The organism is Mongoliitalea daihaiensis (genome assembly GCF_021596945.1).
GTDB classification, from domain to species: Bacteria; Bacteroidota; Bacteroidia; order Cytophagales; family Cyclobacteriaceae; genus Mongoliitalea; species Mongoliitalea daihaiensis.
The window spans coordinates 4784951-4801679 of the sequence record NZ_CP063779.1; the positions used below are offsets into that span (position 1 = coordinate 4784951).

A 16729-nucleotide genomic window follows, 5' to 3' on the forward strand; every position below is an offset into this window, starting at 1 on the left:
TTAATTTATCTTAGGTTTTAAATGGGCCAAAGGAATAATCATCTCCTCTAAGGATACCCCCCCATGCTGGAAGGTATCTTTATAAAAGTTGACGTAGTAATTGTAATTATTTGGATATGCAAAGAAATAATCTTCTACTGCAAAAACATAGCTTGTGGACACATTAAAACGTGGAAGTTTGGCATCTTCTGGCTTGTTGATCTCAAATACCTTACCGCTTTCAAAATTTAAATTTTTCCCCTGCTTATACCTTAAATTCGTAGTAATAGTTTTATCCCCGATGATTTTGTAGGGCTTGTTGACTCTTTTTGTGCCATGATCGGTTGTTACAATGACTTCTGCTTTAGCATCGTTGATCTTTTTAAACATTTCGAATAAGGTTGAATGCTCAAACCAACTTCTCGTGAGCGAACGGTAAGCCGATTCATTAGGGGCCAACTCGCGGATCATTTTCATATCCGTGCGTGCGTGAGACATCATATCCACAAAGTTATAGACCAATACATTCAAATCATTATGTAAAAAATTATTAAAGTGCTCTAAGGCATTTTTCCCTTGGTAGGCTTGCAGAATCTTGGTGTAGCTAAATCTAATATTAAGCCTATTCTTGTGGAGATTTTCGGCCAAAAATTCCTCTTCATTATTGTTTTTCCCTTCATCGGTATCCTCTCCTTCCCACAGATCCGGATGGAATCGAGCCATCTCAGATGGCATCATACCACTGAACAAAGAATTTCTTGCATAGGCCGTAGTCGTAGGAAGAATACTGAAATAAGAAGTCTCTTCTTTAATCGTGAAATACTCCGTAATCAAGGGTTTTAGTATTTCCCATTGATCCAATCGAAGATTGTCAATTACAATGAAAAATAAAGGTTTACCTTCTTGCAAGTGAGGAAACACTTTTTCTTTCATAACTCTGGGACTAAGCAAAGGTTTATCGATTTTCGGATCATTCAACCAGTCCAAATAATTGGTTTTGATAAACTTAGCAAAGGAACCATTGGCCTCTATCTTTTGAGTATCCAGTACATCCTGCATACTTTTATTTTCAGTTTCATCAATCTCCAATTCCCAATAAGTCAGTCTCTTATAAACATCCATCCATTCTTTATGGGTGGAGGCATCATTGCAAGCCATGCTAATATTCATGAAATCCTGTCGGTAGGATAGATTGGTTTTCTCCGTAATCAGCTGTTTGTTTTGAAGAATTTTCTTGACCGAAAGAAGGATTTGATTTGGATTAATAGGTTTGATAAGGTAGTCTGCGATCTTTCCTCCGATCGCATCATCCATGATATGCTCTTCCTCACTTTTGGTAATCATTACTACCGGTATATGAGGTTTGATCATTTTGATGTGCTGCAATGTTTCCAAGCCGGTCATACCTGGCATCATTTCATCCAAAAATATTACATCAAATGATTGCAACTCTACTTCATCGATCGCATCTACACCCGAATTAACTGTCACAATTTCATAACCCCTTTGTTGAAGAAACAAAATATGAGGTTTCAGGAGATCTATTTCGTCATCTGCCCAAAGGATTTTAAATTTTTGCATAAAATTCGGTTTAATTCTTTTAAAATTATAATTACTTTTGGAATCAATCAAATGTCAGCGACATTGAAAAGCAGAAAGATTCTTAATGACCCTGTGTATGGGTTTATTACCATCCCCAGTGAGTTGATTTTTTCTATCATAGATCATCCCTTCTTTCAAAGGTTACGTCGGATCAGGCAATTAGGTTTGACAGACTTTGTATACCCAGGAGCACTGCATACCCGATTTCACCATGCCTTGGGCGCCATGCACTTGATGAGTATCACGCTGGAAAATCTACGGTACAAAGGTCATGAAATTTCGGAAGAAGAGTTTGAGGCTGCCCTCATTGCCATTCTCTTACACGACATTGGGCATGGACCCTTTTCACATGCTTTGGAATACAGTCTACTCAAAAACATTCCTCATGAGCGATTATCAATATTGATCATGGAAGAGTTGAATAGGCAATTCCACGGAAAGCTCAATTTAGCTCTTAAAATTTTCAATAATCAGTATGAACGGAAATTTTTCCATCAATTAGTTTCTTCTCAACTGGATATCGACCGCCTTGACTACTTACAACGAGATTGCTTTTTTACGGGTGTTTCGGAAGGAACCATCGGTGCAGATCGCATCATCAAGATGATGGATATCAAAAACGATCAACTGGTAGTAGAAGAGAAAGGACTTTACAGTATTGAGAATTTTCTATCCGCTAGGAGGCTGATGTATTGGCAGGTATATCTTCACAAGACAACAGTCAGTGCCGAGAAAATGCTCATCAACCTTGTATTGAGAGCAAAATATGTGCAACAAAACCGGGGAAATCTTCGGGCTACGGATGAATTGATTCATTTTCTATCCCATGATTTTACTTTAAAGGATTTTGAACATTCTACGGAATTATTAAAGCTGTTTTTATCTTTGGATGATTTTGATATTTGGGGAGGCATCAAGTTGTGGAAAAATGAGAGTGATTACATTTTAAAAAGTATTTCGAAGATGTTTCTAGAGCGGAAGCTATTTAAAATAAATCTCAGAAATGAAGAATACCTCCCCGAAGAAATTGAAGAAGCGGGTACAAAAACAATGAAAAAGTTAGGAATCGAAGTATCTGACCTTCCATACTTTTTCACATATGGGAGTATCAGCAATAATGCCTACTTAACGAAAGAAAAAATCCATATTTTGACTAAAAGGGGAGAAATATTGGATGTTGCCCAAGCAGCAGACCTGCCAAATATCAAAGCAATGAGTAAAATAGTAACGAAACATTATATATGTCAGGCTAAAAGTTTAAATTTGTAGTCTTTAAATACAAAAAATGGAATTTACACTTGATCAGATAGCCGCCATCTTAAGTGGAACAATTGAAGGAGATAGTTCGGCAACGGTAAGCCGTTTAGACAAAATTCAGGAAGGAAAGCCAGGAGGCATTAGTTTCTTGTCCAATGAAAAGTATGAATCATTTCTATACGAAACAAAAGCCACAGCCGTTATTGTTTCAGATACATTAACCCTTCAAAAACCCGTCAAGTGTCATCTCATTCGTGTTAAAAACCCTTACATAGGATTTACCCAATTGCTGGAAGCCTACAGCCAATTGACCAAACAGAGCAAGGTCGGTGTAGAGGATCCTTCTTATATGGATGCCAGCGCCTCCATGGACGAAGGTGGCTACAGGGGAGCATTTTCTTACATTGGAAAAAATTGTAGCATAGGTAAACATGTGAAAATTCATCCACAAGCATACGTGGGAGACAATTGTGTCATTGGTGACTATACGATCATTCACCCGGGGGTAAAAGTATATTATGACACAAAAATAGGTGCCCATTGTGAAATTCATCCTGGCGCGGTTATTGGTTCAGATGGTTTCGGATTTGCGCCTCAAGAAGACGGCTCCTACAAAACCATCCCCCAGATCGGGAATGTAATCATCGAAGATCATGTGAGTATCGGTGCCAACTCCACCATTGACCGAGCGACAATGGGTTCAACTCATATCAAAAGTGGTGTGAAAATTGATAATTTAGTGCAAATTGCCCACAATGTTGTAGTGGGTGAACATACTGTAATAGCTTCTCAATCGGGAATTTCAGGTTCTGCCGAAATCGGCAAAAACTGCGTAATTGCTGGTCAAGTTGGCGTGGTAGGCCATATTAAAATTGCTGATAACACAACGGTAGGGGCTAAAACAGGCATCAGTAAAAATGTTACAAAGAAGGGGCAGACTCTTTTTGGATTTATTTCCATGGACCTAAAAGATTTCCTAAAATCTTACGCGATTTTCAGAAATCTCCCTCAACTCCAACAAAGAGTTAAGGAACTGGAAAAAAAAGACTAAATTTGCAACCTTAAATCTGTAAAAAGCAACCATGAGGGTTAAACAGCATACTATTCAAAAGCAAGTAACAGTCAGTGGTGTAGGATTACACACGGGAGTCATGTCCAATATGACATTCTTACCAGCACCTCCCAACCATGGGTACAAATTCCAGCGCATTGACCTGGAAGGCAGCCCGATAATTGATGCAGATGTAGACAATGTAGTGGATGTTTCCCGTGGTACTACGCTAGAGCAGAGTGGCGCCCGTGTATTTACCGTTGAGCACGTTTTAGCAGCCTTAGTTGGTTTAGAAATAGATAACGTACTGATCCAATTGGACGGCCCAGAACCTCCTATCATGGATGGCTCTTCCATACAGTTTATTGAAGTATTGGAAGCAGCGGGAATTCAAGAGCAAAATGCTCTTCGTAGATTTTTTGAAGTTCCTGAAAGTATCTCCTACAGAGACCCTGCACGCGAAGTGGAACTAGCAGCTCTTCCTTTGGATGATTACCGGGTGACCGTGATGGTAGATTACAATTCTCCAGTCTTAGGCAGTCAGCATGCTTCTATTACCAATATCAATCAGTTCAAAGCAGAAATTGCATCTTGTAGAACATTCTGCTTTTTACACGAGCTTGAGATGCTCTACAATCAAAACCTGATCAAAGGTGGAGATTTAAACAATGCCATTGTTGTAGTAGACCGCGTCGTAGAAGATGCAGAATTGGAACATTTAGCAAAAATGTTCAATAAAAAGAAAGTAGAAGTTCGAAAAGAGGGAATCCTTAACAACGTGGACTTGCGCTATAAAAATGAACCTGCTAGACACAAATTGCTAGATGTGGTAGGTGATTTAGCATTGGTTGGAAGGCCTTTGAAAGCGCAAATTTTGGCAGCAAGACCAGGTCATGCAGCCAATGTAGCTTTTGCAAAAAAATTAAAAAGGGCATGGGAAAAAATAGGGCCTAACCATATCCCACATTATGACCCAAAGCTTCCTCCTGTGATGGATATCAATCAGATAAGTAATATCTTACCTCACCGATATCCTTTTCAATTGTTAGACAAAATCATCTACTTAGATGAAACTACCGTAGCAGGAGTCAAAAATGTAACGATTAACGAACCCTTCTTCATGGGTCATTTTCCTGCAAATCCTGTAATGCCGGGTGTATTGCAAGTGGAAGCAATGGCACAAACAGGAGGTATATTAGTTTTAAGTACTGTAAACGACCCTGAAAATTATTGGACCTATTTCTTGGGAATTGAAAATTGCAAGTTCCGAAAAATGGTCCTACCAGGAGATACCCTTATATTTAAATGTGAACTTTTGGCCCCTATCCGCCGTGGCATCGCTAAGATGAAAGGAGAGGCTTATGTGGGCAATACCCTTGTTTGTGAAGCTACCATGACAGCCAGTATTGTAAGAAAAGAATCATGATCAGCAATCTTTCCCATATTGATCCACTAGCCAGCATCGGAGACGGAGTTCATATAGATCCCTTCACGATGATCCATGAAGACGTAATTATCGGTGAAGGTACTTGGATAGGATCCAATGTTACAATTTATCCCGGTGCTAGGATTGGTAAAAACTGTAAGATATTTCCGGGCGCGGTAATTTCAGCAATTCCACAAGACCTTAAATTTCAGGGAGAATCCACTACCGTAGAGATTGGAGATCATACCACCATACGTGAATGTGTCACCATCAGTCGCGGGACGATCGAAAAAAGAACAACAAAAGTAGGCAGCAACTGCCTATTGATGGCCTATGTACATATTGCCCACGACTGTATCGTGGGAAATAATGTTATCATTGCCAATTCAGTTCAAGTAGCAGGACATGTAACGATTGACGATTGGGCTATCGTAGGTGGTAGCAGTGCCATTCATCAGTTTGTTAAAGTCGGCATGCATAGCATGATTTCAGGTGGATCACTCGTGAGAAAAGATGTGCCTCCATTTACGAAAGCAGCAAGAGAACCACTCAGCTATGCCGGTGTAAACAGTTTAGGTTTACGAAGAAGAGGTTTTTCTTCCGAAAGTATTAGCCATATCCAAGAAGTCTATCGCTATTTGTTTTTAAATAGTCTCAACAATAGCCGAGCCCTCGAAGAGATTGAAATCAATTTACCAGCCACCAAAGAAAGGGATGAAATTATAAACTTTATTCGTTCTTCGGAAAGAGGCGTCATGAAAGGCTACATCAGCTAAGATGATTTCTATTCAGCTCGTCAATAGCTCCAAACGATTCCAGTTTGAATGGATCTTTAAAGATATTTCGCTGAATTTAGATGAAGCATCCGCATGGGCCATTACCGGCTCCAACGGATCAGGTAAATCCACTTTGCTCAAATGTATTTCAGGGCAACTGCCTTTGACAGATGGAAGTATTGAATATAGCCTGAATGAAAAAAAAATCCATGATACGGAAATTTATCAACATTTAGTTATCAGTGCACCTTATCTGGAACTACCCGAAGAATTCACGCTCAAAGAAGTTTTGAAATTTCATTTTAAATTCAAAAAAGCATATCAGAGTCTATCTATTGAGAAAATGATGGACATAATGTATCTCAGTGAACACAAAAATAAGGCTATCTCTCAATTTTCATCAGGAATGAAGCAACGCTTAAAATTGGGGCTTTGCTTTTTCTCAGATGTTCCCTTGATTCTTTTAGATGAACCAACTTCCAATTTGGATAAAAGAGGTTCCGATTGGTATTTGGATTTAGTAGAAGATTTTGGTGCAGGACGTAAAATCCTGGTTTGCTCCAACGAGCCAAAAGAGTATGGCTATTGTGAAAAAAAAATAGAAATAGAGCAGTATAAGATCCGCCCAAAACTTTGAAAATTCAAGTAAATCCTTTAGATTTCAACAATTATAGAGACGATAATCATGAAAAAAATCTTTTTTGCCTTCGCACTTCCTTTCTTAGCAGTGCTTTTATTGGGTGCATGTAGAGGTTCTGGTGAAACTCCTGAGCCACCCAAAACCCCCGAAGAGTTAGCAATCTTGGACTTGACTGGAGGCTCATCTCAAGTTTGGATAATTGCAGGTGGGGGTTCGGTTACCAGAGATGGACGTACAGAAACCAATTTGTATGCTAATTTGGAGCTCAATTTAGCAAGCTCTTCCAGCAGTAAAACCTATCAAACGAGTAATAGTAATAATCTTTTTGACTCCAATGGTACTTGGACTTTTGAAGGCGGTAATTTTGACCGAATCAGATTATCCGGAACAAGACCTGCAGCTGGCAGAGATATGACTTATACTAGGACAGGCAATAACCTCATCCTCAGGTTCACGATCCCCATGCCAACCGGCCGATCTAATGAACGCGTGGATGCTATTGCTGGGAGCTATATTTTTACGTTTGTCAGGAGACAATAAAGGGAAATACAGAGCTAATCCCTGTGTATATTGACCAATAAAAATGCTTTAAAAACACGGGATTATTCATTCTCATTCATACTATCCGAAGGAGAAGGGAAGGTTATAAAAGCCGTTTCCCTTCTAACTTTATAATAGGCAGTTGACAAGTGGAAGAATATACTCATTCTCTTACTTGATTGGCAATAGGTACATTGTAACTTATAGCTTTTCCTGCAATGATGCTATACTCCCTCGTTTCAGTACTTCATTGTTTATCACAACCACAGGAGCGGATTTGCAAAAATCCATACATTTGGTTTTGATGATTTTAAACTTTCCTTTATAATCCTCCGATCGGACTAGATCTTTGATATCTTTTTGGAGTTTTTTACACCCACCCTTTTTACAATCCGAACCATTGCAAACAAAAATAAACCTTCTGTAGGTTGCCATAAAATTTGAGCGTTTAAACTTTCAATGTGACCAATGTGACACCTGAGCCTCCTCTGTCGGCATGTTCATCTTCCATCCTACCCACATACGGCATTGTGCGAAGTAAGTTTCGAGTGATTTCGCGTAAAATCCCATCTCCTTTCCCATGAACAATACGTAAATCCTTCACGCCTAGCATATATCCATCATCCATGAAACTCTGAACTAACGATAAAACTTCTTCACCTCTTTTTCCTCTCAAATCCAAATTCGGGGAAAAATCCAGCATTTTAGCATTCGTATCGAAGCCTGTTCTGCGGGCGAAAGATTTTTTCTCTTTCTTCATTTCCGTATTGGAAATTTTCTCCAATCGATTCAATTTAACCGTAGATTTCAATTCCCCGATTAAGATATCAGCCTCTTTTTTCTTTAGCCCTAATACTTCGGCAATGGCTCCATTATCTTTCACCCGTACATAATCACCAACTTCAATTTCTCCTCCAATAACCTTTACTTGCTTTTCTACAGCTACAGGGACTTCTACCGGCTTGACTTCTTGCTTCAATACTTCCAGTTCTTGCCGGACAGCTTTCACTGCCTGTTTTTCAGCATTAGTTTCCTTAATGGTACGGATGGACTGCTCAATTTTTTGATTGACTTGATCTAATAAAGCTTTGGCTTCTGTTTTAGCTTGCTGAATGTACTGCTTTTTGTTAGTATCAATCGTTTCTTTCAGCTGATTGTATTCTTTCATCCGCTGTTCCAAGATTCGCTCGCGCTTTTGGTTTTCATGGACCAACTGCTCCAACTTAGTTTTTTCATTCTCAATCTTGGTCAGCATACGGTCATATTTGACACGTGTTTCCCCAATATGCTCTTTAGCATAGGCTAGAATTTCATTGGAAATACCAATTTTGGAAGCAATCTCCAAGGCGAAGGAACTTCCAGGTTTACCTATCTCCAATTGATACAGAGGTTCCAACTTATCTACGTCATAACGCATGGCACCATTGACTAGGCCTTGATTTTTTGCTGCCACTTCTTTTAGATTACCATAGTGGGTTGTAATCACTCCATAGGCCCCAGATTTATTCAACGATAACAAAATGCCTTCGGCGATAGCCCCCCCAAAAACAGGTTCGGTTCCAGTACCAAATTCATCGATAAAGACAATGGTCTTTTTGTTGGCCATTTGAGTAAAGTACTTCATACTCATCAAGTGTGAACTGTAGGTACTCAGGTCATTTTCAATATTTTGTTCATCCCCTATATCGATGAAAAAATTATCAAACATACACATCGTAGATTGCTCGTCCATAGGGACCAAAAGGCCGCACTGCAACATGTATTGCACCATGGCAACAGTCTTCAAGGTGACAGACTTACCTCCAGCATTGGGTCCTGAAATAACTAGAAGGCGTCTATTGTGATCCAACTCCAATCGTAAGGGCACTATTTTCTTCCCTTGCTCCTTCAAAGCAAATTCTAGTAAAGGATGGCGTGCATTGAACCAATTGAGTATTTTGGCTTTATCTAAAGTAGGCTTATGAGAACCTGTCTTAAGTGCAAACTTGGCCTTGGCACGAATGAAATCAATCAAGCCCAAAAAGGTCAAGCCTTTGCGTAGATCTGGGATCAAAGGACGGAGCTGATCGGTAAGTTTGGTTAAAATCTTTTGGATTTCCCGACGCTCCATGTATTCCAGATCTTTGAGCTCATTGTTGATATCCAGCACTTCGGCAGGCTCTAAGTAGACTGTCTGACCAGTTGCGGATTCATCATGAATAAAACCACTGATTTTTCTTTTATACTCAGCCAAAACAGGGATCACCATTCTCCCTCCACGAATCGTAATCGAAGCATCCTCGGGCGTCAAACCTTTAGCTCTTGCATCCCGATAGATGCGTTCCAAAACCTTGCGCAGCCTGCTTTCTTCATACAAAATCTGAGAGCGAATCATAGAAAGCTCTTTGGAGGCATTACTACGCATCTTGCCTTTTTCGTCGATCACCCGCTCGATCGCTTTCAAAAGGTCAGCGTTCATATGGACGAGTCCCAACAATTCGAATAATTGAGGATATTGCTCAGACCTTTCCAAGATAAAAGAAACACAAGAAAACAATGTCTGTAAGGAAAGCTTCAATTCATGGAATTCCTCTTCATAGAGAAAAGTACCTTCAATTTTGGCTTTATCCAAAAATGGATGAATATTGGTAAAATTTGAGGCTGGAAAAAAATCACCAGATTCTAATATTTGCTTGAATTCAGCCGTCTGTTCCAATAAGCGAGTAAGCAATTTAGTATCTTTAGTAAAAGACATTTTATCGACAAACTCTGTTCCGAGAGGGCCAGCACATTCTTCTTTGAGTAAATCACGAATTTTTGTGAAATTAATTTTCTCCTCCAGATTTTTGGGGTAAATCATCATGGGTTATTGATTGCCTACTTTTTCTTTGATGCTTAACGAGTCTATGATACGGGCATAGATTCGGTCCATTTGTTTGGCATCCCGTATGTAATATTCCAAACTGACCTTAAAAACAGAATCCTGCACTTGATGTTTAGCGAATACCTCTTTTTCTAACAAAGGATACAGCATACGGGAAGAATCGTAGTGGATAGGAAAGGTCGTCACGTAGCCTTCTGCCATATGAATATCCAGCAAGACATTGATCAATTGGTCTTCTGAAAGGATACCAGCAGGAGCACTGTTTTTACTACAACTGATTAAACACAGGAATACAAGGAAAGTAGCTATATATTTCACAATGCAAAATTAATGGAATTCGTGGCTTGAAGGAAGTTTTAGGCGGATATCTTGAAATTGTATAGGATCAAGCTGTCAGTATTTTTGTCAAAAAAGCAGTTGGATAACAAAGGGAACAGTTTTTGCCCTATATTTGCCAACCCATAACATGGGGCTGACCGGTTTTGACAGTAGGTGTAAGGACTGGGCTCGCATGCAGGCTGGAGTATGTACGGCCTTAAATCATTCATACGAACACAATTGGCGAAACTCGTTACGCCATGGCTGCCTAATCTAACCCTCCGGGGATAGATACTGCTTAAAGGGTTGAGTTACGAGAGTAATTCCCCAGCCACATCCCGCCTTCCGTTGTTTTGTCCGGGGGGATTTGGGGTGTCGATCAGACAGAGCTGCTTTCCGTGAGGCTACTAAACGGGACTAAGACTAGTGGCTAAGCTGTTGTCCGGTGTGTTACCCAGCAAACAACAGTCGAAAAACCAACAGGTAACTAAGCATGTAGACGGTACGGTGTTTCCCTATCTGGACGAGGGTTCGAATCCCTCCAGCTCCACAATTAAAAATCCCACTCTTCCCTCAAACTCTACGAGTTTTTTATTGGAGAGTGGTTTTTTTTTATCATAAACTTCTAATTTAAAAACATATTTCCCTGAACTGCTAAAATTTCTAAAACGCTTCTAAATTAGCTTGGTTTTTGTGATGGCAATTAAAAACTTAACACCTACCTATCCTGCATGAAGAAAACCCTCTTGCTGTCTGTCCTGACGGCTTGGACCACTTGGTCGGCGCTGGCTCAAAGTAGCCCTGATTCTGTCAAGATTTCCAGACTCCAACAGGAAATTGAAGTGCTCAAAAACATAAATGAGCGCTTACAGCAAAACTTGGAAATCAACAACATGGCGCTCAATGACCTCATCCAAGATAAAAATATCACAGATGAAACGCGCTGGATATCCTTGCGTTCGAGCATTATCCACTCTACTCAAATCTACAAAAAGCTGAGTGATGACATCATCAACCTTAAATCCTGCATGACTGACCAAGAATACCAAGGATTTATCAATTCATTAGGCAGTATGGAGGGTGGACCGCTAGGATTTTCCCTCGAAGAAGTGATCATCGAATCCGCTAAGTAAATTGGGATTTTTGAAACCAAAACCAAGATGGACCGATTTCTAGAAATCACCAACTGCATAGTGGCAAGCCCTCTCACCCAAGGTGTGCCATTTGTCTCTCAAGCCTTTTTTGCCTCCAATTCCCTGATAAATGTAGCTTACAGTTCTATGCTGAACGAGAAAAAACCGGATTTTCAAAAATTAGGGAAATTTGAAGGTGAATTGAATAAATACTTAGTCTACTTCTCGGCTCTTGATAAAGCCAATGCGCTGAATCAATCCTCCAACAATGATCGGATTGTATTATTAGAAAATCTCCAACTCGAACTTCTTGCAAAGTTAAAAAAGGATGCAACCAAACTCGGTTATACCACCCCAGACCGATTGACCTCTGAAACCCTCGATACCTATTTCAATCGCATCCTTGGAGGATTCTCTAAAGAATATGTAGAGGTATATCTCAACCAAATTGAACGGAAATACAGAACAGGCCCAGGAAAAGTTAACTATGCGGGTTTGATTCAACATGAGGTAGAGCTCAAAAACTACAGCAATCAAGTCAGTGGCACGGTTGAATTGGCCAAAAAATTCATTTTTTACTACGACAATTTCTTTGAGTTAGCCGACAACTACCACCAAAAAGTCTTAGAAGCCTTGGAGCTTGCGCACAAAAACAACATTATCCAAGCCAAAAAGAGCAATGGGGTAACAGAAACACCGATGCAACTCTATGAAAAAATCACTAAAAACCTCAAAGACAAAAAGATGGTGCGAGACAATGGAATCAAAGCCAGTATCAATATCGCCGATTTGAGAAATAAAATCGAAAAGGTAGATGAATTTAGGTTTTTATAAAAAAGGGTTGAAGCCTCGATAGCTTCAACCCTTTTTTTTTTAGCCTAAAATTTAATACATCCAACTACTCAAATCTGCTCCTCGGGGAGCGTCTCTTTTCATTATATCCAAGATTTTCGGTAAATAAAATGTATTGTAACGAAGTCTTGAAATGTAGAGAGGATGCTCATGGTCCCCATTCCAGCAATGTTCTGCCCTATCTCCATAATCCACTTCTCCTGCATAGTAAGGATTGGTGGTACTTTCAAGAAATTCTTCAACCAAATACACCGCATTGTTGAGATAGTAGTTGTCCATATCGCCGCAATAGATGTGAATTTTCCCTTTTAGTTTTTCTCCTAAGCCTTTTTCCCAATCACGTCTCAAAATATGGCCTAAATCATAGTTTTCTCTCCAATATGCTGCAACTTCTGGATTTATATCTCCAGTTACCTTATCCCAGAGTCGCGCTGGGTAACCATCTTCACCGACAGGAGAATAGGTGGCTTCCCAAATATCCCACTGCTGACCGCTTCTTCCTTTGGTTCCTAAAACCAATTCTCTGTGGTTCATCTCTTCCAAATTAGCACTTACATGGCCCAGATAATCTCTTTTTCCTGGCCGAGGAGTATTTTTCCAAGGACTATCCAAATAGTAAGCGTTTTTATCCTGATAAATATCCACTACCGTGTAGGCTTGAAAATCAATAGGATCAGGACAAGCTGCAAAACAAGCACCATACTCATCAGGGTATTTGATCATCACTGCCAAAGATTCCCAGCCACCTGTAGATCCCCCGTAAAGAAAACGACTCCAACCCTCTCCAATTCCTCGAAACATTTCTTCGATGTATGGAATCAGTTCGTAGGTAATCGCATCCCCATAGGGGCCTTGATTAGCTGAATTGACTGCATAGCTATCATCGTAATAAGGTGTGGGATGCTGAATTTCGATGACCAAATATCTGGGAAAATCAGGACTGATCCATTGCTGGTATTGATCATAGGCCTCTTGCTGCTGAAGAATATTGTATCCCTCGATCCCAAATCGAGCTGAGTAGTCTGGCTCTAAATTAGGATCTGGAGGGCTTTCTCTCCAGCCTCCAAATGTATAAGGAAAGTGCCCATGAAAAATCATCAATGGGTATCGTGCCTCTGTATGTTCCTCAAATCCATGAGGCAACAAGACATTCGCTCCTAGATACACATCTCTACCCCACCAATCACTCAGCATCTCACTTTTCATTTTCACATGTTTGATGTACTTGGTATCCACAGGATCTGGAATCGCTGGGATTTCCTGATCCAAAGTAATCCTTACTTTTCCTGCTTTTTGGATATTCACCGTCGCTGGAACATTGTAAAAATTACCTGGTTTACGGTTCCATTGCTGTCCCTCTCCCTTATCCGGTGGAAGCTTCAACACCCTACCGTCTTTCAGATAAAAGGTTTCATACCGATTGAGCAAAGCCTGAACTTGATACGTACCCTCAGGCACATCTTTCAAACTTCGGATAGGGTATCCAAATGCCTCCGCATCGATCATTATTGGCTTACCCGGCTCCCAGTTTTCAACATCTATTCCAAATGCTAACTGAGATTCAGGTCCATCCGAAATCTGAAATCGAGGCTCAGAAGCATCGTTGGTTGACAACATTAAAATCAAACGCCCATCTTGGGCTTGATCAATCAATGTTTCAGAAAGTGTAATTTCGAAGAGTGGTCCCTGTCCTCCCCTTGGTTGGCAGGAATAAATTACAAGAATCCAAATGATTACCCAGAGCTGCGATTGTTTCATGGTTTATCAGTTTACGATGGAGTTAACTATTTTTTTCTTGTTCCAAAGCCGACACAGCCCGAAGTGTTTTCAACATAGAGTCAGGTGTGACAGATATGGTATCAATCCCCTCTTCAATCAAGAATGCCGCAAAATCTGGGAAATCGGATGGACCTTGTCCGCAGATACCGACCTTTACTTTTTTGGATTTAGCCTTTTGAATCAGAATACGGATCATCATTTTCACTGCCTCGTTTCGCTCATCGTATAGATGTGCCACCAAACTGGAATCCCTATCCAAACCTAAGGTAAGTTGCGTCAAGTCATTTGAACCAATGGAAAAACCATCGATGTGCTCCGAAAACTCCTCCGCAAGCATTACATTGGATGGCAATTCTGCCATCAAAAATACCTTGAGCCCATTTTCCCCCCGAACTAAGCCGAATGAAGCCATGGTATCTAGGACCCGTTTCATCTCTGCGGGTGTTCGACAGAAAGGAATCATCACTATCACATTGTCCAATCCTGCTTCTTCCCGTACTTTTTTGATCGCTTGACACTCCAAACCAAACGCTTCTCTGAATGCATCTGAGTAATACCGGGCTGCACCTCTCCATCCGATCATGGGATTTTCCTCTTCGGGTTCAAAATACTTCCCCCCCAATAAATTCATGTACTCATTGGATTTGAAATCTGAAAACCGAACAATCACATCTTTCGGATAAAATGCTGCGGCAATCCTTCCAATTCCGTAGGACAACTTCTTGATAAAAAAATCACTCTCTGAATCAAAACCAGAGGTAATGTGCTCAATTTTTTTGGAAAGCACTTCATCCCCTACTTCTCTATGTTTCAAAAGCGCTAGTGGATGAACCTTGATATAATTGTTGATGATAAATTCTTCCCGGACCAAGCCCACGCCACTATTGGGTATTTTTGAAAACTTAAAAGCCATATCCGGAGAAGCAACATTCATCATCAATGGTGTTTGTGTAGTGGGAAGGTCCTTGAGGTTTGTTTGTATTTCTTCAAATTCGATCTGACCTTTATACACTTTACCCGTCTCTCCATCAGCACAAGAAACTGTAATTTCATCATCATCCTGCAAAACCAAGGATGCATTGCCTGTTCCCACGATGGCCGGTATACCCATTTCCCTCGCTACAATTGCTGCATGACAAGTTCTCCCACCTTTGTCTGTAACTATTGCCGAAGCCTTTTTCATAATGGGCTCCCAATCAGGATCTGTCATCTCTGTCACAAGTACGGAGCCTTCCTTAAAAGCTGCTTCATCCACACTTCCATCCCGTCCATCGAGAGAATACAACTTATGGACCTTCCCAAAACCAATCCCATCTCCCACAGCGATCCCTTCCATGATGAGCTTGGATGCTGACAGCTTTTCGTCAAAATGATATTCGACCAAAACGTCTTCTTCTCGCTGGGAATGTACCGTTTCGGGACGAGCCTGCACGATAAACAACTGTTTGGTCAATCCATCCACGGCCCATTCTACATCCATCGGCGTAGGAACACCTCGTTTCTCCGTGTAATAGTTTTCTATTTCAGCTACCCAGCGAGCCAACAGCAGGATTTGATCTTCATGGAGACAAAAATTATTGGCCAATTTCTGATCTACGGGTACCCGTTTTACCAATTCCGTAGGGGTGGTTCCATAGACCAATTTGTGATGCTTGCGACCCATTTTCTTTTCGATGATGGGCCGAAGGGCAGGATTCCTCAAATTAGGTTTGTAAACAATGAATTCATCAGGAGAGATCTCCCCTTGAACAAGCAGCTCTCCCAAGCCATAGGCACCGTTGATCACAACAGCATCTTTGAATCCGCTTTCCGTATCAATAGAGAAAGCAACCCCTGAAACGCCCAAATCCGAGCGCACCATTTTTTGTACACCTACCGAAAGTTGGACCGCAGCATGATCAAAACCTCTTTCAGCGCGATAAGAGATGGCACGGTCGTTGTAAAGCGAGGCAAAACAGCTTTTGACTGCGTTCAGTAAACCTTGTGCACCCCTTACATTCAGAAAAGTCTCCTGCTGTCCAGCAAAGGAGGCATCTGGCAAGTCTTCTGCCGTAGCAGATGAGCGGACAGCTACATCTGTTGCCTCATTATCGTAGCGAGAGGATAGTTCATAGTAGCGGTCCGTTATCTCTTGTACCAATTCAGAAGGGAATACCCCGTCGGCCACCAAGCGACGAATGGCTGCTCCAGTTTTTCGAAGCTTGATGATATCGGAGGTATCAATGCCTTCCAGAAGCTGATCAATTTTTTCTCGTAGCTGATTGTGTTGGATATATGCATTGAAAGCGGCCACAGTAATCACAAATCCTCCGGGGACAAGAATATTACGCGCTGCTAAATTTTGAATCATCTCACCTAGAGATGCATTCTTTCCTCCGACCAAGTGAATCATGGAGAGGTCTACTTCTGTTAAATCTAACAGGTAAGGGCTGTTGTTCATGGAATAACTATTTGGGTTTACTTCAGAAAAGAACTCAGAACACAATTAAAAAACTGAATCCTAGAGACTCATA

14 protein-coding genes and 1 other RNA gene are annotated in these 16729 nt (G+C 40.7%); 9 read left to right on the forward strand and 6 right to left on the reverse strand.

Going from position 1 to position 16729, the window contains the following annotated elements; translation table 11 throughout:
- Positions 1–1560, reverse strand: a complete 1560-nt coding sequence (porX, locus tag IPZ59_RS20105; RefSeq protein WP_236137818.1) for a T9SS response regulator signal transducer PorX — start codon at positions 1558–1560, stop codon at positions 1–3.
- A 51-nt stretch (positions 1561–1611) separates the two neighbouring features.
- Between porX and IPZ59_RS20110 the strand changes: the two genes are divergently transcribed.
- The 6 genes from IPZ59_RS20110 to IPZ59_RS20135 are packed head-to-tail and all read left to right on the forward strand — an operon-like array spanning position 1612 to position 7271.
- A complete protein-coding gene (locus tag IPZ59_RS20110; protein WP_236137819.1) occupies positions 1612–2850 on the forward strand; it encodes an HD domain-containing protein in 1239 nt (412 codons plus the stop codon).
- A gap of 16 nt (positions 2851–2866) precedes the next feature.
- The gene (gene lpxD, locus IPZ59_RS20115) at positions 2867–3889 is read left to right on the forward strand and encodes a UDP-3-O-(3-hydroxymyristoyl)glucosamine N-acyltransferase (RefSeq protein ID WP_236137820.1); all 1023 of its coding nucleotides are present in this window, start codon (positions 2867–2869) and stop codon (positions 3887–3889) included.
- 31 nt (positions 3890–3920) lie between these two features.
- The gene (locus tag IPZ59_RS20120) at positions 3921–5315 is read left to right on the forward strand and encodes a bifunctional UDP-3-O-[3-hydroxymyristoyl] N-acetylglucosamine deacetylase/3-hydroxyacyl-ACP dehydratase (RefSeq protein ID WP_236137821.1); all 1395 of its coding nucleotides are present in this window, start codon (positions 3921–3923) and stop codon (positions 5313–5315) included.
- Entirely contained in the window at positions 5312–6091 is a 780-nt protein-coding gene (gene lpxA, locus IPZ59_RS20125; protein ID WP_236137822.1) for an acyl-ACP--UDP-N-acetylglucosamine O-acyltransferase, read from the forward strand. Before IPZ59_RS20120 ends, lpxA begins: the two co-directional genes overlap by 4 nt.
- A gap of 1 nt (position 6092) precedes the next feature.
- Positions 6093–6728 carry an ABC transporter ATP-binding protein gene (locus IPZ59_RS20130; protein ID WP_236137823.1) on the forward strand — a complete coding sequence of 212 codons (636 nt, stop codon included), beginning with the start codon at positions 6093–6095 and terminating at the stop codon, positions 6726–6728.
- 48 nt (positions 6729–6776) lie between these two features.
- Positions 6777–7271 (forward strand): hypothetical protein, encoded by a 495-nt coding sequence (locus tag IPZ59_RS20135; RefSeq protein WP_236137824.1) that lies wholly within the window; start codon positions 6777–6779, stop codon positions 7269–7271.
- A 201-nt stretch (positions 7272–7472) separates the two neighbouring features.
- Here the strand turns inward: IPZ59_RS20135 and IPZ59_RS20140 are convergent, their stop codons facing one another.
- The 3 genes from IPZ59_RS20140 to IPZ59_RS20150 are packed head-to-tail and all read right to left on the reverse strand — an operon-like array spanning position 7473 to position 10452.
- Positions 7473–7706: a (2Fe-2S) ferredoxin domain-containing protein gene (locus IPZ59_RS20140; RefSeq protein WP_236137825.1), complete on the reverse strand. Its 234-nt coding sequence runs from the start codon at positions 7704–7706 to the stop codon at positions 7473–7475.
- A gap of 13 nt (positions 7707–7719) precedes the next feature.
- Positions 7720–10110: an endonuclease MutS2 gene (locus IPZ59_RS20145; RefSeq protein ID WP_236139844.1), complete on the reverse strand. Its 2391-nt coding sequence runs from the start codon at positions 10108–10110 to the stop codon at positions 7720–7722.
- Positions 10111–10116: 6 nt separating this feature from the next.
- Entirely contained in the window at positions 10117–10452 is a 336-nt protein-coding gene (locus IPZ59_RS20150; RefSeq protein ID WP_236137826.1) for a DUF4296 domain-containing protein, read from the reverse strand.
- Between the two features lie 150 nt (positions 10453–10602).
- Between IPZ59_RS20150 and ssrA the strand changes: the two genes are divergently transcribed.
- The 3 genes from ssrA to IPZ59_RS20165 all read left to right on the forward strand — a co-directional run bounded on the left by ssrA (position 10603) and on the right by IPZ59_RS20165 (position 12419).
- Positions 10603–11005: a transfer-messenger RNA gene (ssrA, locus tag IPZ59_RS20155) on the forward strand.
- A 178-nt stretch (positions 11006–11183) separates the two neighbouring features.
- Entirely contained in the window at positions 11184–11585 is a 402-nt protein-coding gene (locus IPZ59_RS20160) for a hypothetical protein (RefSeq protein WP_236137827.1), read from the forward strand.
- Positions 11586–11612: 27 nt separating this feature from the next.
- The gene (locus tag IPZ59_RS20165; RefSeq protein ID WP_236137828.1) at positions 11613–12419 is read left to right on the forward strand and encodes a hypothetical protein; all 807 of its coding nucleotides are present in this window, start codon (positions 11613–11615) and stop codon (positions 12417–12419) included.
- A gap of 51 nt (positions 12420–12470) precedes the next feature.
- Here the strand turns inward: IPZ59_RS20165 and IPZ59_RS20170 are convergent, their stop codons facing one another.
- Together IPZ59_RS20170 and ppsA are read right to left on the reverse strand one after the other, a co-directional pair.
- Positions 12471–14195, reverse strand: a complete 1725-nt coding sequence (locus tag IPZ59_RS20170) for an alpha/beta hydrolase-fold protein (RefSeq protein ID WP_236137829.1) — start codon at positions 14193–14195, stop codon at positions 12471–12473.
- Between the two features lie 22 nt (positions 14196–14217).
- Positions 14218–16656 carry a phosphoenolpyruvate synthase gene (ppsA, locus tag IPZ59_RS20175; protein WP_236137830.1) on the reverse strand — a complete coding sequence of 813 codons (2439 nt, stop codon included), beginning with the start codon at positions 16654–16656 and terminating at the stop codon, positions 14218–14220.
- Between the last annotated feature and the right edge of the window lie 73 nt (positions 16657–16729).